The following is a 17,837-nucleotide window of genomic DNA, read 5'->3' as shown; positions in this document are numbered from 1 at the left end:
CTTTTTTCGTTTATTTTTTAATTGTTTTTTATCGGGATAACCCAATGTTTACAAGCATTACAAACGGTTCAAAGATCTACGCCTATCTCTTAAAGCGAGTGCAAATATAGACTTTATATTACCAACTTTCCTAATGGTTTTTTAAAGTTTTTCACAATCAAATCTTAACTAGCTAATAATCTGCATTAAAAAATCTAGAACTATAATTTATATCAGAATTTCACTAGTTAAAAATAATTTTTACAACGTTTAGATTATAGCATGCACTTATCAAAATCTAAGAAAGAGAATTGACAGCCTGTTACACCTTAGAAGAAGCCTTGTTTATCTAAAAACTAGGCATTCAAGTTCTAAAAACAACATTTCAGCAAGTAACATGTCTGATTTACTAATAGAAGCAATTAAATCTGACATCCTTGTGATTATTTTTCATTTGTAAGTAGATTTATTGCGCTACAATTGGATATAGTCTATAAAAGACCTAGGGTCTATAAGACTATAGAACTTGACAAACTAGTTGAAACAGCTATTGAAGGAACTACGACCTCTGCTTGGTGGGGAACTGCCTATGATACTACTTATGAAGAAAAAAATTGATAGGAAATGTGTAAGACACCTTCACAGACTCCCCCCTCTGCTTTCCAGGCTTCCAATCAGGCATATTATTAACCACCCTAAGAGCTTCCCGATCAAGAGCAGGATCTATGGATCCTAAAACTTTACCATCTTCTACTTTTCCTTCTCTATTTATTACAAAGCCAATATATACTCTTCCTGTTATCCCTTTCTTCCGAGAACTCTCAGGATACTTTACATTTGATTTGATCCATCTTCGAAGTTCTAGAATTCCACCTGGAAATTCAGGCATCTCCTCTACCATAACATAAACCTGATTTATATCAACAGGTATAACATCTGACAATTGAGAATTGTAAACAATTATGTTAGTCTCAAAGCTCTTCTCTTTCACATCAACTAATATATGGACAGTTTTTTCATCTAAAACTTCAACAAAACATGTAAATGTTTCATTTTTAAACCTGAAAGAAAGATCGTACAGACCAGTATAAATCTCCTCCAGAATCAATGAATCTTGATTTTTCTCTTCATTTACTCCCAACTTTGGAATTTCAACCATCACAGTTGAAGGAATGGTTTGAATAATCAAATTTCCATATTTCATTGCAGCAGGAATACGAGCATCTTCTTTCGCGATAGTATCAATAGTGGCATTTTGCGCAAAAAGCTGAAACCCTATCAGATTTATAATAAATATAAAAATAACTTTATTCATCTATCCGTTGATTTAACTATTCATTTCTAATTAACTAGAATGAATCAAAAGATTGACACACTCTGTAATTTTAAAACACACTGAAAAGTAAAATAATCATTATTCCTAAATTAAAAAACTAATAAAGCATAGAAATCCTTCTTGAGTCAAATCTACTAAATAAAAATTCCCAATACTGAACTTAGATGTTCCCACATCAACATTCTTAAAAAAAAAGCGAAACAGTTTCCCATCTCGCTTCAAATATATTTAAGTTCAATTAAACTTAAGCCTTCTTCACATATTGAGTCAAAATTACAATCATCTGATCGCTTACTCGACCTTCGATATGCTCAGCATTTTCGTAATCCAATGAAATATTTCGAACATGTGTGCCACGTTTAGCCGTGAACCCACCACCTTTTACGTTTAAATCTTTAATCAAAACAACTGAATCACCTGATTGAAGAACAACGCCATTACTATCCTTGTGTATAACTTTATCTTCATCATCCTCACCTTCTCCAGTAGCCTGAGCCCAAGTCATAGTGTCTTCATCTAAATATAGCATATCCAATAAATCCTGTGGCCATCCTTCGGCTTTTAATCTATTCAACATACGCCATGCCATTACCTGCACAGCTGAGACTTCACTCCACATGCTATCATTCAAACATCTCCAGTGGTTAGTATCTACTTTATCTGGATTCTCTAATTGCTCAGAGCAAGTTGAACAAAGCAATAAGCACTTGTCACTTCCCTCTTTTGCTACTGGTGGCACTTCGTATACATTTAAATTATCTGTAGCAGCACATAGTTCGCAAACCGACCCACTTCTTGCTTGTAATTCCTTTAAAACACTCATATTCTAATTGTCTAATTAATTATATTATTCTAATATGCTATCTCTAACTGAAAAAGCATCCTTTCTTTAGCTTACTCCGATTTTAGCTGCTGATCAATTGGTTTTGTAATCTCTGACACAACATCTCCAGTATGTGCTGTCGCTTTATTCTCAATCAGCATTATCTGACATTCACCTGTTGAAGAAACACGGTGATTGATACCTCTTTTAACAATATGGATATCACCTGCATTCATATCAAAACCAGCTTCACCTTCAATTTCCATCAAGAGTGTTCCTGAGATGATATAAAAAAGCTCATCTTCATTGGTATGAAGATGCCAGGGCACCTTATCACCTTTAATTTTGGCCACTTTTACGTACACATCATTTACTTCACCTATCACCTCAGGAGAAAAATAATCGTTTACATTACTTAAATACGCTTGTAAATGCATAGGTAGGTAATCTTATTAATTAGAATGATGATGAAAACAATTAGCTTAAGCACAAGCTCTAAATTAAGGCAAAAGTAACAAATCTAACCGAATTATTATTCTCGAATATTATGCCCTAAATAACAAATTCTAATAGACAAAGAAAGCGAGATAGTTTCCCATCTCGCTCTTATATCATCTAGACATAAAGGGTTAAACCCCAATAACATCTTTATCTACTAATAGAATTTGTAACGCTTATCATCAATATTTGCATTTTCTCTAAGAACTTGCATTGACTGATAGCTTGTGCGATACTGGTAGTTTTGGTTCATACGTGACTTGAATACGTCAATAGCATCTTCAGTAAGTGCATCTTCTTTCACATCATTTACAAGAATCATATAAACACCTTGATTACCTTTAATAGGAGCCGAAATTTTGCCTTTTTCAGTATTACTTGCATAAGCAATTACATTTGGCTCGATACCCGCACCAGGAATCTGGAATGACTGGAATGAAACATCAGCAGCATTCTTCACTTCTAAACTTTCTTTTTGAGCGACAGATAACAAAGACTGAGCGCTTTTAGAATTCTTAGCCATAGAAGCGATCATCATATCAGCTTTCTTATTCTTTCTAACTTCTCTTTGGATAGTTGCTTGAACATCTTTTATAGAAGCAAATCCTTCTTCTTTGATATCTGAAAGGATAGCAACTACAAATTTTTCACCAAACTCGAATACTGCAGAATTATCATTGTTCAAAAGAACAGATTCTGTATTATCAGTATTGTAAGCTACACGAACTAACTCTCTTGAGCTTTCAAGACCAGGAATCAATTTTGTATCTTTTTTAAGATTAGCAACACGACGAGTTAAGTTTTGCTCTGAAATAGCTTTGAAGAAAGCATCTCTATCTTGATTCTCACCAGCAAATTTACGAGCCGCTGCATAAGCTGCCTGGAATGTTTTCTGGCTAGCTTCAACCTTACGATCAAGAACAGCAACCTGAACCTTCTTAACTGCCTTACTCAAGTCTACAACCTGAATAAGGTGAGCACCAAACTGAGTTGTTACAATCTTAATTTCATTTCTCTTTGAAGAGAAAGCTGCATTATTAAACTCAGGAACCATACGTCCTTGAGTAAACCAACCAAGATCACCACCATTTACAGCAGAACCTTGATCATCAGAATTCGTCTTAGCCAATTCAGCAAATTTAACACCCTTATTTAATAATTGCTTCAAACTGTCAGCTTTAGCTTCAGCAGCTTTGAAATCACCATTAACTGGACGAATTAAAATATGACGAGCTTTCACAGAGTCTGCCATCATTTTAATGTCAGAAATCTTTGCTAATTTATATGCATCTTTTTCATCGTAAGGTCCGAAAACATCACCTTTACTACCTGCAAACATGAAAGAATCAAGCTCTTTGTTTGAATTCTCATCCTTTGCAAAGTAATAAGTATTAAGTTTTGAATCAGAGTTTAACTCTAGGAATTGAGCTACGTTTTCTTCAGCAGTAAAATCTGCTTTCATATCAGCAATCCATTTCTCAGTATATTTGAAATCATCAGTTGATGGTTCAATATTGAAAGGAACGTATTCAATCTTTCTTGACTCGTCTTGCTTGAAAAGCTCTTTGTTTTCGTTATAATAAGCCTTAATCTCTTCAGCAGTTACGTTAACCGTTGAATCAGAAATAGAATTATAACTTTTCACTACATAGTCGAAGCTTACTTTCTTAGAACCGTTACCTGCCATGTTTTTTGCATAAGCAGAAGGAATATAAAGACCTTTTGCGATCAAAGCATTGTACTTAGCCAATGTTCTCTGTGCAATAAGCTGCTCTTCGATATTCAACCAGTAAGCTTTTTGAGGTGTTCCATCAGGAGCAGAAATCAATTGCTTAAGCGTTCTAACCACATTGTTTTTGTCAAATTGTCCATCCTCACCTGTAAACAACTGACGGATAGTTGGGTCAATATTATTACCACTAACCATATCCCATAATTCCTGAGAAGTTAAGCTAATCCCTAACTCATCGTACTCACGATTCATTACGATCTCTTGAACCATTTGTTGCCAAACTTGCTCTCTAATCTTATCCATCTGGTCTGAGGGAATTGAGTTTTGCCCACTCATTAATTTGGTCACCTCAAGATTGTGGTTGAATCTGTTTTGGAAATCACGAATATTCACAGATTCCCCTGCAATTTCCGCCATCTCATTTCGTGAGTTTGTCAAAAGAGAACCACCCGATTTTAAGGCATCACCGGCTATAAATGCCAACAAGGCTCCACCAATGATAATTCCGATAAAAACTCCGCGGTTTCTTATTTTCTGTAATGTTGCCATCTAAAAGGATTTAATTATTCTTAAAATAGGCTACGAATATACAAAAAAATGAATAAGAACAAGGCTTTTACTCTAAGAGCTTTTAGGCTTTTTATCGATAAATATCGAACCAATTAACTATTAGTAAATAAGACGATAAATCTGAAGGGTGTTATTCTAATAATGAATAAGAAAATTCAAACTTAGAGGAGATATTATGACAAGAGACTATCTGTAAATAGCATCATTTTAATGGATCAAAACCAAATTTAGATCTAAAAAAAATTGGTGCCTCATGAAATAAGGGTAAGTTTTACTTTATCGATACGTGTATTAGAAACTTCAATGATTTGAATTTTAAAATCTTCAATTCTGATAATTTCATTAACACTTGGGATGCTTTCATGATTAAAAATGATTAAACCATTCAAAGTTTCAAAATCATCTGACTCGGGAAGATCTAGTTTATACTTATCATTCAGATAATCAATCTCAATTCTTCCAGAAAAAATAAATTCAGTTTCACTCAACTGTTCTTCAACCAGATCAATATTGTCGTGCTCATCTTCAATTTCACCAAATATCTCCTCCATAATATCCTCAATAGTCACCATACCCGCTGTCCCTCCAAATTCATCAACAACAATAGCCACACTTTTTTGTTCACGGGTAAATAGATTCAATAATTTATGAGCAGCCATAGTTTCTGGCACAATTAAAACACGACTTAATGCTGCTTTTATACTCTGTGGATTTCTAAAAAGTACTGACGAATGCACATAGCCAATGATATTATCGATAGATTCTTTATAAATCATGATACGAGAATATCCTGTTTCAATAAATCGCTGTGTCAATTCTTGAATTTCGCCACCGATCTCCATCGCTTCAATTTCAGTTCGAGGTACGAAACATTCGCGCAATTTCACATTAGAGAAATCCAATGCATTTCTGAACAGTTTCATATTGTGTTCCTCATCTTCCATTACTGCCTGTCTATCCTGCCCCTCCTGAATCAAATGATCTAAATCAACTTTACCAAAAGCACGAGATTCCACCTCTTCGGTAATATCAGTATTTAAAATTCGACTAATTATACTCTTAGAAAACATCATTGTCACCACTGTAATTGGATAAAAAATGATATAAAAAAACATAACTGGCACAGCAAAAAAATTCAGAGAGAAGTTAGGGTTCAATCTGAAAAGTGTTTTCGGTAAAAACTCAGCAGTAAAAAGAATCAAAAGCGTTGAGAAGAGAGTCTGAATCGTCATAATTAGCAACTCTGATTCGACCCACAGGGCTATTGTTGGTTCAAGAATCTTTGCCATCATGATACCATAAACAACCAAGGCAATATTATTCCCAACCAGCATAGTAGAAATATAATGACTCGGATTACTCGTAAAAATATTGATGATTCTAGAGGTCACCGTATTCTTACTCCTATCAAGTTCCATTCTCAACTTATTGGCAGCAACAAAAGCAATTTCCATACCTGAGAAAAATGCAGAAAGAGCCAACATGGCTAGAATAATAAGGAGGTTGTTCATTATTTTCTATCTTGATTTATGCCTTCTCTCGTTTTTCGTAGATATCGACGAGACCCATACATTAAACATGCAAGCATTGCAACAACATACAACATGATATTTTCTTTAAAACCAAAATTGTAAGTTCTTACAATAGCAAACAGGATACTAAAAATAGCAACCAGTAACCAGATAATTTCTAAAAGGAAAGGTAATTTCTTTTTCATCTTTTTATTTAAGCTTTTAAGGTACTCGTTTATCGACCCTGCGAAAGTACATTTAAAGATGGAGATTTTGATCTAAAATAAAAACCTCTGAACAAAAAAAAATTACTTACATCTTATCTGTAAGTAATTTTATAAAGCTCAACTGAGGCTTCTATTTTTTTTAATTACTGTCTTCGAGAAAAACTTCGCCACTAACTCGACTCAATAATATTTTATTTAATTTGTCATCTGAAGTAAAACTATCTCCCTCTATCATTTGACCATCTTTCTTCGTGATTCGAACATATTGGTCAGAATAAATTTTTTGATTTTTCTGATCCCAATACAGGAGTTCAGTATTTATGGTTTTGCCATCATCGCTAACAGCAACAACATCGTTACGAAGTTCCCAAAGCTGTTCTTCATCTATAAATTTCGCATAATTAGCTTTTATATTCCAAGCTTGAGAACCATCTTCGTTATAGGAAATGACATTACCTCCTTTAGGAAATTCTTTATAAACTTCTTCTTCGGTTTTGATCTCCAAAAATTCAATAGCATATGCCTTATACTGAATTCGAGTTGAATCTGTAAAGATGAATTCGACATTTTCACCATAAACTTCTGGTCGAATTTCTTCAACCGTTATGCTTTCAACTTCTTTGATATTGTTTTCACAAGACAAAAGCATTGTCGCCCCCATTAGGGCAACAATGCTTTTATATATAAGATCTATTTTAATCGTTTTTTTCATGTGTCTATAATTTCATGTCTTTTGCCACATGGAAGTCGCCATTATAATTAGACTTCATATTACTGAAACTTAATACATGACTCGTTTCAATTGATTAATCGTTTAGTCTAATTTTAGTTGTTTCATTAACCCAACCACCTACTTTGTAAGTTTCACCTTCTTTAAGACCTTGCATAAATGCTTCTTCTTTAGCTGGGAAATACTTAGAATAAGTCTGAATCAACTTATTAGCTTCATTAGAACATTCAGGATCTACGCTTTTAGCTTTCATAAACTTATCAACGGCTACCCAATATAAAGCTTGCTTCTCATGTGCTTTTCCAGGGAAATCTTTACTTCCTGCAGCATAACATTTACCAATCAATAGGTAAGGCTGTCCCCAATTTGGCTTATTCTGAATAGCAGCTAAAGCATTCTTTTTAGAACCAACAAGATCGTGCTCCATAATTAGGATACTTCCTAATTTGAAATGAAGATCAGCTTTTACTTCAGCATCCTCTTCTAAACTAATAGATTTCACAATATATTCCTTACTCTTAGAGAATTGCTTTTTCTTAATAAACATTTTAGCTAAGTTGTGAGCGGCATCAGCACTAGGCTCAAGCTTGTATTTTTGCTCAGCTACTTTTGCATACAAAGCACCATCTTCACATTCCTGACGGTTCAACATCTTCATAATCTTGTTGATCAAAACCATATCCTTAGGATTAGCTTCGAACTTAGGAGTGAAAATACTACTTAAAGTTTCACAGTCAGCTACACCAGCAGCAAAGAAATCATTCTCTACATTTACAATTGCACCCTTAATATTTGATGCTTTCTTAGGATACTTCTCCATTTGAGCTTTCAAAAGATCCATAAATGCTAAGTAATCGTCGATTACTAATTCAGGAGCCAACTCTCCAGCCATAACTAAAAGCTTACCAGCTTCCATTGTTTTATTAACAACTGCAGCTTCAGCATCTATACCTCGCATAGCAATAGACTTCTTCATGATATTATAAGCCTCTTTTACTTTAGACATATCTTTTTTCATGAAATTAAATAGGTCGCCACCTTTACGTCCTAGAATCCAACCTTCATTATATGTTTTGTGAGTTCCAAAATATTTAATTCTCTGATCGTAAACCATCATCAAAGTATCAACATATTTTTTATCCTTAGTCGCATAGTACATACCACGCATGATTTTCACACCATTTGTGTATGTAGATCTTTGAAATTTAGGTGCATTATTAAAGACATATCTCCAACCTGGAAGAGCTTCTTTATAATTCTTTTGTTTTACCATCTCACCATAAAGAGAGGCACTCAAAATTGTTTTTGCACTATCCACACCATACTTTGACTCTTTGGTCTGAGCGTTTACCCCGAACATCGTCGAAAGTAATAAGAGAGCTGTTAGGATTGTAAGTCTAGTTTTCATGATACTATATTTTATAATCTAGTTAGTTATTGTGTCAACGAAATACCTTAATGTTTTTTTAAATATAATTAATCTCATGGCAAAGCTTATACCATTTTCAATATCTATAAGTTAAAAAAGCTTAACAGAAGATAATACAACTGAAAGCCTAGAGATCTCAAAATTCTGACAAGTGCAAAACTATAAATAAATTAACAAGCTGCAAAACCTTATGGAATAATCTCGATATTAGGACTTATTATAATTAAGAATAGAATTTAACCCACTCAATAAAAGGCCATTATTCAAAGACACCTTATTTTTCAATTTCGAATATATAAAATCCGAATCGCCTCCTGTTAGAAATATTCTGGCATCGGGGCATCTTTCTTTTAGCTGATTGATATAAGTATCTATTTCAAAAAGCATACTATTCTGAACTCCCGAGGTAATCGCTTGTGTTGTATTCTTCCCTATTAAATCAAATGAGTCAGATTTTTCAAGCAAGGGTAATTTCTTTGTAAATGTATTCAAGGCCTTAAATCTCATACTCAAACCTGGTGAGATTGTTCCTCCTAAATATTGATTTTCAGCACTAACAAAATCGAAAGTAATTGCTGTACCTGCATCAATTACTAAGAGATTCACATTAGGACATATTGCATTAGCCCCCACACAAGCAGCTAAGCGATCATACCCTAACGTTTCTTTTGACTCATAAAGATTTTCCAAAGGGGTTGGTGTATTCCGGTCGAAAAAAATCAATCTAGAAAATTTGGATCTCAAAACATCAAGAAGGTCATCAGGTTTCCCCTGAACTGAGGATACAATAGCCGCACTCAATCTTGTATATTTATTTTGCCATTCTTCAACCAAAGTGATATCCGGAACTTGAGACACACAAAATTCAAGCATCTCTTCATTATGAAAGAGTGCATATTTCGTTTGCGTGTTTCCTATGTCGATAATTAAATTCATATCTTCTTACAAAGTTACTGGTTCTGAAAATGTGGACAAAACCTCCGTTGCATGTTTAATGCTTTTTACGTTCTCAAAACTCAAACTCAATCTATGTTTCGCTTCCTTCATTTTACAAGGCAAAGCTTGTGATTGCACAAAAGCAAGTACTTTTGAAAACTGTGGAGACTGATAATAGGCTGACTGATGGTCGTTCACGAAATATAGCACCATTTTCTTCGATTTAAGAATCAACTTCTCAATACCTAAATCCAGAGCAAACCATCTTAATCGAACAACATTAAGCAACTCAATAGATGCTTCGGGTATTTCACCAAATCTATCTTTTAGTTGAATTGCAAAAGTTTCAATTTCTTCTTCGCTTTGAATATTATCCAACTCGCGATACAAACGAATACGCTCAGATATGCTTTCTATATAAGACTCGGGGAATAAAACTTCCAAATCAGTATCAATCTGACAATCTGCAATAAAACGTTTTATTTCACCGACTTCTTGAGCTTTTTCTTCTTCAAATACATCTTTAAACTCCGTTTCCTTAAGTTCAAGGATAGCCTCATTAAGAATTCGCTGATAAGTTTCGTAACCAATATCAGAGATAAAACCACTTTGTTCTCCACCCAAAAGATTACCAGCTCCACGAATATCCAAATCTTGCATAGCGATATTAAAACCACTTCCCAGCTCAGAAAAACTCTCAATAGCACTCAAACGTTGGCGTGCCTCTTGAGTCATCGACCCCATTGGTGGAGTCAGTAAATAACAAAACGCTTTTTTATTTGATCGACCAACACGACCACGTAACTGATGCAATTCACTCAATCCAAAATTCTGTCCATTATTAATTATAATGGTATTCGCATTTGGAATATCAAGACCCGATTCAATAATTGTCGTCGCGATTAATACATCGTAATCACCTCGAATAAACTCAAGCATAATCTTTTCCAATTTCGGACCATCCATCTGCCCATGAGCCACAATGGTTGAAATACCAGGAACCACGCGATGCAACATGGCTTCCACCTCATGAATATTCTGAACCCTATTATGAATAAAAAAGACTTGACCATTTCGCTCAACCTCGTAAGTAATGGCTTCTCGAATGATATCTTCGTTAAAATTATGAATTTCAGTGGCAATAGGGTAGCGGTTTGGTGGAGGCGTATTAATAATAGATAAGTCACGAGCCCCCATCAGCGAAAACTGAAGCGTACGTGGAATAGGTGTTGCCGTTAATGTTAAAGTATCCACATTAACTTTCATTTGTTTCAACTTCTCCTTTACTGAAACCCCAAACTTCTGCTCCTCATCAACTATCAATAAGCCCATATCCTTAAACTGGATATCCTTACCAATAATTCGATGCGTTCCAATTAAAATATCAATTTTACCTGCCTTTAAATCCTTAAGAATCTCTTTCTGATCCTTAGGTCTTCTCATTCGAGAGATATAATCAATTCGACAAGGAAAATCCTTCAATCGATCGCTAAAAGTTTTAAAGTGTTGAAATGCCAGAATGGTTGTTGGCACAAGAATAGCAACCTGCTTATTATCAGCAACAGCTTTGAATGCGGCACGTATAGCAATCTCCGTTTTCCCAAAACCAACATCGCCACAAACCAATCTATCCATAGGGAATGGCGATTCCATACCTTCTTTAACCGATTTTGTTGCCTTAACCTGATCAGGCGTATCCTCATATATAAAAGAAGCCTCAAGTTCATGCTGCATATAACTATCAGGACTGAATTGAAAACCAGTCTCTGCTTTACGCTTCGAATAAAGAAGAATTAAATCCTTGGCAATATCCTTAATCTTGGTCTTAGTTTTATCTTTGAGCTTTTGCCAAGCACCTGTACCTAGTTTATATATTTTGGGGGTACTACCATCTTTACCTTTATACTTTGATATTTTATGAAGAGATTGAAGACTCACAAAAAGAATATCATCATCCTTATACACTAAACGAATCACTTCCTGTGATTTCCCATTTGTTTCCATACGCTGCAAACCCCCAAAACGGCCAATACCATGATCGGAGTGCACAATAAAATCGCCTGGATGAAGTCGATTGATTTCTTTTAAGGTAACGGTTTCTTTGGCTTTATGAACCGTTGCATTTTTTAATTTGAACTTATGATGTCTGTCAAAAATTTGATGATCGGTATAGCAAGCTATCCTAAGATCAGAATCCGAAAAACCCTGATGCAAAGTTCGATTCAAATCAGTAAAAATGACTTGAATACCTTTATCCTCAAAAATACTATGAATACGTTCTATCTGCTTAGGATTATCAGAAAAGATGTAATTCTCAAAAGCTTTGGCATTATTATTTAATAATTCCTGACCTAGCAAATCAAAATTCTTATTGAAAGCGGGCTGTGGACTTTGGTTGAATTGAATCATATTTTCGGCCGGAAAATAAAATTTCTGTCCAAATTCCAAACCTGTAAAAGCATTAACCTGATCGATGAAATCAGGCCCCTGAATTAAATAATCTTGAGCGGCAATTCTATCCTCGCCAAACTCAATATAAGCTTTCTTCTCAATTGTCTTTGCAAAGATCGAATTGATTCTGTCTGCAATAAAAGCAACATTCTTAATCCAACAAATAGAACTCTTAGGTAAGAATTTGAAGAAAGAAATTCGAGCCTCGTCATTCAAATTCTCTTGAATATTAGGAATGATATCAACCGTAGTTTTCTTCTCTTTTGATAACTGATTCTCTACATCGAACAAGCGAATTGAATCCACTTCCTCTCCAAAAAAATCAATACGATATGGGTATTCATCCGAAAAAGAGAAAATATCGATAATAGAACCACGGATAGAATATTGTCCTGGTCCAACGACAAAGTCAGCTCTCTCAAATTTGTAATCAACCAAAACCTCTTCAATAAACTCAGGAGACAATCTCTCTCCAACTGAAATCTTCAGTGTATTTTCCTCCAACTGAGCTGGACTAATCACCTTTTCGGCGATAGCCTCAGGGAAAGTAACTATATAACTTGGATTCAGATTAGAAAGCAGACGATTTAAAACCTCAGCACGAAGAATTACATTCGAATTATCAGTCGTCTCGTATTGAGCCGATCGCTTAAAAGATGATGGAAAATATAAGACTTGTTTATCATCAATCAGAGTACACAGATCATTATAGAAATAGGCCGCCTCTTCTTTATCATTCAGGACAAAGACTTGAGTTCTATTCTCGTTAGGTAATGAAGCGGCTAAAACTGCCAAAGATGAACCTTGCAAGCCCTTTATATGAAGCTTACTTTGAGATTCCTGTTCTAAAAATTTCTGTATAGTATAACGAGCGGGATGCTCATTAAATAAGTTAACAATCTGATTTAATTCCAATGTCTCTCCTTTTTTGTAATGCTCACAAATTTAAGGAAATTGTTTGGGAATAGATAATTGTATCAAATTTATAGAACAAGCAGGTCTACCAGACAAAAAAAGCAGAGCAATAAATTTGCTCTGCTTTCTCTATTTTTTCAATCTAAAAAGTATTAGATATTATTAAAAAAGTCTAAAAAATCTTCAGCCTTCTTCACCATATTAAGAGATCCTGTGTAAAAAGGAACACGCTGATGAATAGACTCAGGTTTGATCTTTAAAATACGACCAGTCCCATCTGTGGCTTTACCACCAGCCTGTTCAGCAATGAATGCAATAGGATTACATTCATAAAGCAAACGCAACTTTCCGTTACAATTTTTGCTGGTATTAGGGTAAATAAAGATCCCGCCTTTTAATAAGTTTCTATGAAAATCGGCTACTAACGATCCAATATATCGAGATGTATAAGGACGATGCGTCTTTGTATCATCTTCCTGACAGTACTTAATGTACTTTTTTACACCTGCAGGAAGATTAATATAATTTCCTTCGTTAATGGAATAGATGTTTCCATTCTTAGGTGTCTTAATATTAGGATGCGAAAGACAGAACTCGCCAATTGAAGGATCGAGTGTAAATCCATTTACACCATTACCAGTTGTATAAACAAGCATAGTCGATGATCCATAAATCACATAACCTGCAGCAACCTGCTTGGTTCCTTCTTGCAAGAAATCTTCTTTTGTTGGCAATTCTCCTTTTTTACTTACACGAAGGTAGATGGAAAAGATTGTACCTATCGAAACATTCACGTCAATATTTGATGAACCATCAAGAGGATCCATACAAAAAACGTACTTGGCATTACGTCCCATTTCATCATCAAAGATGATAATTTCTTCATTTTCCTCAGAAGCAATTGCAGCACATTCACCACTTGCTCTCATTGCACTTATGAAATGGTTATCTGCAAAAACATCTAATTTCTGTTGATCCTCACCCTGTACATTTTGATCTCCATGGGCTCCTAAAACATCCACTAAACCAGCTTTATTTACGGCACGGTTTACAATTTTAGATGCAATTCCAAGGTGGTGTAGCAAACGTGATAGTTCTCCTGAAGCGTTCGGATACTCAGCCTGACGCTGAATAATGAACTGATTCAGAGTTTGAACGTTATTGTGTTCAGTCATTTTTTTTGGCTTTTGGTTATGATCTTGTTTGGTGCCATAAAGTTAATTTATTTTATTGAACCTCCTAAAGCTTATTTCAAACGTGTGCAACGAAGATTTTTGTTAAAAAAACAAAAGAAGAGTTTCCCTCTAAAGTTTATTTACTACTTTCATATATCGGTAATTTTTATGATTATCGATTTTTTTTATTTTCAGATTTTAATAAGAATAAGCATGGATGTTTTTAAATTCGGGGGAGCCTCGGTAAACTCAGCAGAAGGGGTTCTAAATTTCTTTAAGATTGTACAATCATATAAGAATGAGAGCCTAATTGTTGTTTCTGCCATGGGGAAAACCACTAATGCTCTGGAACAAATAGTCGATAATTTTTTTCACAAGAAAAATGATTTGGTTCAAAAGCAATTTGAAGAGGTAAAGGCCTATCATTTCGATATAATAACAGCTCTATTCTCAAAAGACAATACCCTTTCTGTTGAAAAAATTGATGTTCTATTCAATGAACTAAATGCCTATCTTCAAAAACCTGCATCACTAAATTATGAGTTTGAATACGATCAGATTGTAGCCTATGGCGAACTTTTATCGACCACAATTATATCTGAATACCTTCGCCAGAAAGGTGTAAAAAACCAATGGGTTGATATCCGAAGATATTTAAAGACTAATGATACTTTTGGAGAGGCAAAAATTGATTGGGAACTCTCAAGACAATTAATCCCTACTGCTTTCAATTTTCACGATACCTTTATTTATATTACTCAAGGTTTTATTGGAGGAACCAGTTCCAATCTAACCACAACTCTAGGCCGCGAAGGTTCAGACTATACAGCCGCTATTCTCGCTAATATTCTGGATGCTCGTGAAGTTTCTATTCTCAAAGATGTTCCTGGGGTGATGAATGCTGACCCCAAATGGTTACCCGATGCAAAACAACTGAAACGTATTTCGTATCAGGAGGCGATTGAATTAGCCTTTTTTGGTGCAAAAGTTATACACCCAAAAACAATTCAGCCACTTAGAGAAAAGAATATACCCATGTATGTTCGTTCTTTCATCAACTTCTTTGATCAAGGAACACTTGTAAGTGAAGCTTCAATTGAAAAGTCTGCTAAAATTCCGATTTTCATTCAGAAAAAAGATCAGAGATTGATATCGATTCGTCCAAAGGATTACTCCTTTGTTATTGAAGAAAACCTAGGTCCTATTTTTTCACTGATTGCCAAATACCGATTAAAAGTGAACTTGACTCAGAATTCGGCTATTAGCTTTTCTCTTTGTGTCGACAACAACAATAAGAATATCGACAAGCTGATAGAATCGTTGAAGGAAAATTACGAAATTAGATATAATGATAATTTGGAATTGATTACCATTCGTCATTACGATACCGATTCGATTAATCAGATGACTGAGGGACGCAGCATACTACTGGAACAAAAAAGTAGAGATACAGCTCAGTATGTACTCGAATGCGACTCATAGAATAAGGATAATTTCATAAATTAGATAATATTATATTAAGGTGTTGCTACCCCTCCTATTTTGGTGGTGTTACAACACCTTTTTCTTAAAGGATATTAGAAAGAACAGATATATGCTTGTTATAAACAAGTTACATGCAATTATACGAGACAACAACTTACCAAAATAATAAGAATTAAATGAAAACAGCACAGCCCATAAATAAGAAACTCTTTGATATTTACTTACTTTTTACCAGAGAACCATTTGTTCAATATTTTACCGACGAATTAGAATTCTATACAAATGGAAATGGAGGACTATTAGGTTTAATAAGTCTAGACCTAACTGATAATGATTATTCTTGTTGTATTTTATCTAGGGATGAGTCAAAGCAGTACCGTGCTGAAATTGTTGAAGTAAGTATCTCTTCAATTAAGGAAGCTCGTATTTGGATAGATGACAAAATGAGCAGTAATTCTATTGTACACCATGATAATAGCCATAAGTTTTTTGACCTATTCCAGAATTTAGACAATGAAAAGCAAAAACATCCAAATTTTAAATTATTGGATAGTAGCATTGCCTTATCGTCTGCAAAAGAAACCGTAAAAGAGATATCATATCACTATAAAGATATTGATGGGAATTTCATCGACCAGTTTCAATCAATTAATGGTTTTGATTCTAGAGTGTGGGAATTATATTTATTTTGCTTTTTTAGAGAACAGTTTTTTTCATTCAAACGGAACTATAATGCTCCTGATTATATGATTGAAAAACTTAACAAAGAAATTGCAGTAGAAGCAGTTATTGTTAGTAGAAAAACTGATTTAGATATTGCTGAGCCTAAAAGTCAAAAAGAAATAGAAAATAAGCTTAAGAATGAAATACCCTTGCTTTATGGAAGTGCTTTATTTGATAAAATGAAGAAGAAGTATTGGGAAAAGGAACATGTTAAAGAAAAACCATTTGTTATTGCTATTGCAGATTTTCATGACACTATGTCTATGATATGGACTTCAAATTCTTTATCTGAGTATTTATATGGTTACAAGTATGAACATTCATTTGATGAGTCAGGAGAACTAATAATCAAGCCTGTTAAAGTTGGAGACTACACGAAACCAAATGGATCAAAAATACCTAGTGGATTCTTCTTTCTACCTGATTCAGAAAACGTAAGTGCAGTTATTTTTTCATCATGCGGGACTTTATCAAAATTCAACAGAATGGGTAAACAGGCAGGACTTGGGAGTGAGGAACTTACTCTCATCAGAAGTGGTAATTATTATAATCATGCGCCTAACGCAGCAACTCCACATTCGATAACTTATCAAGTGGACGAAAATAGCCCAGAAACATGGTCCGAAGGAGTAATAGTTTACCATAATCCAAATGCTAAAAAACCTTTAAACCCTAAAATGTTTGATGATAGAGTAGCACAATGTTATCTTAAGGACGAATTCATTCATAGTGATATGCCTGAGCTATTTCCTTATAATTCCCTGACACAGAATGTAGTTCCAGTTGAAATAGAAAAATAAAAGCATGTAACACTTTGTATAAGTAATGGCAGGGCAAGTGGTAAATTTTAAGGTTTGCATCCCGCTCAAACAGCATAGCGGTTCGACAGGATAGTACCACGCAACCTGCCACTACTCATACTATTTACCGTTATCAACGAGCAAAAAAGAAATTCTATACCAATCAAAATGAACAAAACGCTTAGTCAAAAGATTATTGAAATTTGTAACGACAAGATTGAGAAAAAGGGAGAGAATGTTGGACTCTCGTTTTATGCTTTCTTTGCTAATAAAAATGATAATCCGGAGTTATTAATGGAAGTCGCAGAATGGTGGATCATTACACATAAACTTGATCACTTTGAAAAAGCGATTAAAATCAGAGAGATGATTAAAAATCAATAGCGTCCTAAATAAATTGGCGCTTCGCCCAAACCCGACTTCATTTTTTGGCTTGATCCAAAAAACGAAGCAAAAAAGATCAAGGCTGCTTTTTAAATATCTTTCTTATTTGCCTCATGCTTAAGTGTGGCCGGGT

At 34.5% G+C, this 17,837-nt stretch carries 14 protein-coding genes; 3 read left to right on the top strand and 11 right to left on the bottom strand.

The features are described from left to right. Positions 1-574: 574 nt before the first annotated feature. From ABY905_RS05905 to fbp, 11 genes are all read right to left on the bottom strand, one after another. A complete protein-coding gene (locus ABY905_RS05905; protein WP_372641524.1) occupies positions 575-1,294 on the bottom strand; it encodes an energy transducer TonB in 720 nt (239 codons plus the stop codon). Positions 1,295-1,559: 265 nt separating this feature from the next. After that, positions 1,560-2,138, bottom strand: a complete 579-nt coding sequence (locus ABY905_RS05900; protein ID WP_372641522.1) for a PhnA domain-containing protein — start codon at positions 2,136-2,138, stop codon at positions 1,560-1,562. Positions 2,139-2,209: 71 nt separating this feature from the next. Continuing rightward, complete coding sequence (locus tag ABY905_RS05895) at positions 2,210-2,575, bottom strand: cupin domain-containing protein (RefSeq protein WP_372641520.1); 366 nt, start codon at positions 2,573-2,575, stop codon at positions 2,210-2,212. Positions 2,576-2,793: 218 nt separating this feature from the next. Further along, positions 2,794-4,917, bottom strand: coding sequence for a peptidylprolyl isomerase (locus ABY905_RS05890; RefSeq protein ID WP_372641518.1), 2,124 nt, complete (start codon positions 4,915-4,917; stop codon positions 2,794-2,796). Between the two features lie 272 nt (positions 4,918-5,189). Beyond that, complete coding sequence (locus tag ABY905_RS05885) at positions 5,190-6,449, bottom strand: hemolysin family protein (RefSeq protein ID WP_372641516.1); 1,260 nt, start codon at positions 6,447-6,449, stop codon at positions 5,190-5,192. Then, the gene (locus ABY905_RS05880; RefSeq protein WP_372641514.1) at positions 6,449-6,655 is read right to left on the bottom strand and encodes a hypothetical protein; all 207 of its coding nucleotides are present in this window, start codon (positions 6,653-6,655) and stop codon (positions 6,449-6,451) included. Before ABY905_RS05880 ends, ABY905_RS05885 begins: the two co-directional genes overlap by 1 nt. Positions 6,656-6,815: 160 nt before the next feature. Next, positions 6,816-7,388 carry an LPS export ABC transporter periplasmic protein LptC gene (lptC, locus tag ABY905_RS05875; RefSeq protein ID WP_372641512.1) on the bottom strand — a complete coding sequence of 191 codons (573 nt, stop codon included), beginning with the start codon at positions 7,386-7,388 and terminating at the stop codon, positions 6,816-6,818. Between the two features lie 94 nt (positions 7,389-7,482). Continuing rightward, positions 7,483-8,814, bottom strand: coding sequence for a hypothetical protein (locus ABY905_RS05870; RefSeq protein WP_372641510.1), 1,332 nt, complete (start codon positions 8,812-8,814; stop codon positions 7,483-7,485). Between the two features lie 228 nt (positions 8,815-9,042). Beyond that, entirely contained in the window at positions 9,043-9,771 is a 729-nt protein-coding gene (locus ABY905_RS05865; RefSeq protein ID WP_372641508.1) for a type III pantothenate kinase, read from the bottom strand. 6 nt (positions 9,772-9,777) lie between these two features. Then, positions 9,778-13,137 (bottom strand): transcription-repair coupling factor, encoded by a 3,360-nt coding sequence (mfd, locus tag ABY905_RS05860; protein ID WP_372641506.1) that lies wholly within the window; start codon positions 13,135-13,137, stop codon positions 9,778-9,780. Positions 13,138-13,289: 152 nt separating this feature from the next. Continuing rightward, a complete protein-coding gene (gene fbp, locus ABY905_RS05855) occupies positions 13,290-14,312 on the bottom strand; it encodes a class 1 fructose-bisphosphatase (RefSeq protein WP_372641504.1) in 1,023 nt (340 codons plus the stop codon). A gap of 213 nt (positions 14,313-14,525) precedes the next feature. Here fbp and ABY905_RS05850 point away from each other — a divergent pair, with 213 nt between their 5' ends. From ABY905_RS05850 to ABY905_RS05840, 3 genes are all read left to right on the top strand, one after another. After that, a complete protein-coding gene (locus ABY905_RS05850; protein WP_372641502.1) occupies positions 14,526-15,794 on the top strand; it encodes an aspartate kinase in 1,269 nt (422 codons plus the stop codon). Between the two features lie 179 nt (positions 15,795-15,973). Then, positions 15,974-17,320, top strand: a complete 1,347-nt coding sequence (locus ABY905_RS05845; protein ID WP_372641501.1) for a hypothetical protein — start codon at positions 15,974-15,976, stop codon at positions 17,318-17,320. 168 nt (positions 17,321-17,488) lie between these two features. Beyond that, the gene (locus ABY905_RS05840) at positions 17,489-17,704 is read left to right on the top strand and encodes a DUF6500 family protein (RefSeq protein ID WP_372641499.1); all 216 of its coding nucleotides are present in this window, start codon (positions 17,489-17,491) and stop codon (positions 17,702-17,704) included. Positions 17,705-17,837: the final 133 nt, after the last annotated feature.

This window comes from Ancylomarina sp. (assembly GCF_041555295.1).
In the GTDB taxonomy this organism is placed as follows: domain Bacteria; phylum Bacteroidota; class Bacteroidia; order Bacteroidales; family Marinifilaceae; genus Ancylomarina.
This window is presented reverse-complemented; position numbering and strand designations above follow the sequence as displayed.